The sequence below is a fragment of the Methylacidimicrobium cyclopophantes genome, from assembly GCF_902143385.2.
GTDB lineage: Bacteria > Verrucomicrobiota > Verrucomicrobiia > Methylacidiphilales > Methylacidiphilaceae > Methylacidimicrobium > Methylacidimicrobium cyclopophantes.
In genome coordinates this window covers 1-3137 of the sequence record NZ_CABFUZ020000144.1, presented here as the reverse complement: position 1 = coordinate 3137, position 3137 = coordinate 1, and the positions used below count along the sequence as shown (strand labels likewise).

4 protein-coding genes are annotated in these 3137 nt (G+C 61.1%); 1 reads left to right on the top strand and 3 read right to left on the bottom strand.

Going from position 1 to position 3137, the window contains the following annotated elements; translation table 11 throughout:
• The 3 genes from FN369_RS06765 to FN369_RS06755 form a co-directional block, all read right to left on the bottom strand.
• The coding region (locus FN369_RS06765; protein WP_178087731.1) for a cytochrome c oxidase subunit I at positions 1-843 on the bottom strand (843 nt) is incomplete at its 3' end.
• A 275-nt stretch (positions 844-1118) separates the two neighbouring features.
• Entirely contained in the window at positions 1119-1946 is an 828-nt protein-coding gene (locus FN369_RS06760) for a glycosyltransferase family 2 protein (protein WP_142525421.1), read from the bottom strand.
• Between the two features lie 44 nt (positions 1947-1990).
• Positions 1991-2764, bottom strand: coding sequence for a polysaccharide deacetylase family protein (locus FN369_RS06755; RefSeq protein WP_178087730.1), 774 nt, complete (start codon positions 2762-2764; stop codon positions 1991-1993).
• 82 nt (positions 2765-2846) lie between these two features.
• Here FN369_RS06755 and FN369_RS06750 point away from each other — a divergent pair.
• A partial coding sequence (locus tag FN369_RS06750) for a glycosyltransferase family 2 protein (protein ID WP_246189596.1) occupies positions 2847-3137 on the top strand: 291 nt, incomplete at its 3' end.

Genomic DNA, 3137 nt, shown 5'->3' with positions numbered 1-3137 from the left:
CGCGACCCGCTGCCCCCCGACGATCAGACCGTCGGGAGAGAAAAAGCTCGTTCCCGCCAGCCGATCCATTAACTGCATGACGGCGGCCGCCTCCAGTGGGGGAAACGCCAAGAGCATGAGGAAGGCGGTCACGAGCTCGGACCAGATGAAGATCGGGAGGCGCATCCAGCTGAGCCCCGGCGCCCGAAGCTGGAAGATCGTCGTGATCATGTTAATGACCCCCAGGAGTGAGCCGGTGATATTGAAGGCCATCCCGAGAAGCCAAAGCGTTTGGCCATTGAGAATTGGATGAAATCCCGGGCCCGAATCTGCCAGGTTGGCGAGCGGAGGATAGGAAGTCCATCCCGACTTCGCAGCACCGCCGGGAACGAAGAAGCTTCCCAGCATGATGACCGCTCCCGCGAAAAAGCACCAGAAGCTCGCCATGTTGAGCCGAGGGAAGGCCATGTCGGGAGCGCCAAGCTTCAGAGGAACGATGTAATTCCCGAAGCCGGCGAAGAGAGCCGGCACAAGGGCCATGAAAATCATGACGGTTCCGTGGATCGCTCCGAAGGAGTTGTACAACTGCGGAGTCATCACGCCGCCCGGTGCCATGTTCGCTCCGAAGAGCCGTTCCAAGAGAGCGCCGAAGAGCGGCAAGGGCTGCCCGGGATACGAGAGTTGCCAGCGCATGAAGAGCATGAGCCCGAAGCCAAAAAGCCCGATCAAGAGCGAGGATATCATGTATTGGATTCCAATCACTTTGTGATCGGTCGAAAAGACCCACTGTCTCCACCAGGGCAAGGGTTTCCCGTGCCCATGCCCCACCGGATCCACCGGCGTTCCCGTCGCTTGGCCGTCCATCCCTCTTTCTCCTCCGCTTTGCCAGGGCCGTCGCTTCTCGTTCCAGCGCAATCGGCGAAGTTTCGCCGGGGCAACGTCCCTCTTTTCCTCTTTCAGGCTAATCGCTCCAGGGGCGTACGACTATTCTGGTGCTCTCCTCTCCTTTCCCACAGCATTAGGCCCAGAAGCCGGATCCGGGAAGCCACGTGGGGAGACCAGCCGCTCCCTTGCCGGGGCGGAAGGAGAAGGCCGCAGGGAAGCGGCAGGCAGAGGATGGCGAACGATCGCGAATTCCCCTATCCGCGAGGAGAAGCGCCGGGAGAGCCGCTCCCTTCGGCCGGCGGAGGCTGCTTGCCGAACTGGCGCTCATAGAGCTTGGCGTAGCGAACGAAAGTGGCCAGGGCGGTGACCACGGCGATGTAAAAGCCCGGAAATCCATCCAAAAAGCCCAACCGGAGGATATACCCGCGCACAAAGCGCCAGAGAGGCCGGAAAAGCAGATCTCTCCACTGGAAGCCGATGCCTTTCGCCTGCCGCTCTTCGGCAAACGCCGCCGCGAAGGTCGGAATTTTCCGCACGTTGTCTTCCACCGTCGGGAAGGAATAATGGAGAAGCTCCGCCCGCACCCTCTTCTCCCGACCGGCCAGGATCAGCTTATCATGCTCGCGATTCCCTCCCCATCGGCCGCGATCCCGCCGGAAGAGGCGAAGGTTATAGTCGGGGTACCAATCTCCGTGGGTGATCCACCGGTTGAGAAACCAAGTCTTGCGGCGAAAGGATATGCCATCGAACTTCGGTTCCGAGCGGGAAAAAAACTTTTCCAATACTTTCCTCATCTCGGGCGAGACCTCCTCGTCCGCATCGAGTCCCAGGACCCAGGGCTGCGTGGCGAGCTCGAGCGCCACGTTCTTCTGATCGCGTCGACAGGTCCAGGAGCGCTCCTCCACCCTGGCTCCGAATTCCCTGGCGATGCGGGGCGTCTGATCGGTGCAATCGTTGATCACGACGATGATCTCTTCTACCCAGCCGGCGACGCTTCCGAGGCTCCGCGGCAGGTTGCGTGCCTCGTTACAGGCGATCATCGTTACCGAGATCGGCAATTTTCTTCCCCGTTGCGCTTCCATCTCTCTACTGCGCCCCTCGGGACGAGCCCCGTCGGCTGCGCGGTTTAGCCCGGCACGAGTCCGAAGAGCGTCTTCAGGGTGCGGGGGGCACGGCGTACCATGATCCGCCGCAGGAGGAAGGGATCGGCCCCTACGCCGTTGATTCCGCGCTCCACGGTGCAAGCGGTCCGATAGCCCGCTTCGGCGACAAGGTCCCGAATCTGCGGATTCCAATCTCCGTAAGGATAGGAAAAGTGCTCGACGGGCCGCCCGAAGAGATCTTCCAGCTTCTTCTTTCCGTCGAGGATTTCTCGCCGCGCCTCTGGCAAGCTCAGCCGTACGAGCGACGGGTGCGTGAGGGTATGTCCACCGATCTCTTGTCCCTCTTGGAGCCACTCTTCGATCTGCCGCCGATCCATCAGAGCCACGGGCTTTTCCCCGATCGCGGCGTCCCAATCGTTGGAGCCGCCGATTCGATCTGCGACCAAAAAGAGGATCGCTCGAAACCCCTGTTCTCGAAGAAGTGGCAGCGCCTCCCGATGTACGTCGGCATACCCATCGTCAAATGTAAGGCAGACCCGCCGCCGAATCGGCTCCGCCGGTTGGAGAAATTCCTCCAGACCTACGGACGTCCAGCCGGTCGATTTCCATTCGCACAACTGCCGCGCCAGAAGCCAGGTGGGAAGGTAGAGCCCGCGAAAGCGCGTCCCGGTCGGAGGAGAACCGACCTTGTGGTACATCAGAATCGGTGCCGCCTCGGCAAAACGCTTCCGATAGGCCCAGAGATCCGTATAAGGAGGCAGAGCGTCGGACGACGGAAGAGAGGTCGAGGGAGCCATGTCCGCAACTACTCTAGATGAAGAAGGTTCTGGATCGCAAATCCCCGCTGCGTTTTGCCAAGATTCTTCCATGGAGGGCGGAATGACCGGCTGCCGGGCGACGGGTCCGATGCCCCCGAAGCAACTCTCGGGAGAAAGCGGAGGAACGGCTCCGCTCGTGTCGGTAATCATCGTCACCAGGAATACCCGGGAGCTTGTCCGCGAAGCAATCCGTTCCGTCGAGTCGAGCCGGGTCTCCTTCGAAACGGAGTTGCTCCTTGTCGACAATGGTTCCACGGACGGCACATCCGAAGAAATCCCTCGCTCCTTCCCGAAAGCCGTCTATCTGCGCTCTTCCCACAACTTGGGCTTCGCCGCCGCCGTCGACCGGGCG

Coding starts and splice junctions, on each gene's coding strand:
- FN369_RS06755 (WP_178087730.1), bottom strand. CDS start 2,764: ATGGCTCCCTCGACCTCTCTTCCGTCGTCCGACGCTCTGCCTCCTTAT.
- FN369_RS06760 (WP_142525421.1), bottom strand. CDS start 1,946: ATGGAAGCGCAACGGGGAAGAAAATTGCCGATCTCGGTAACGATGATC.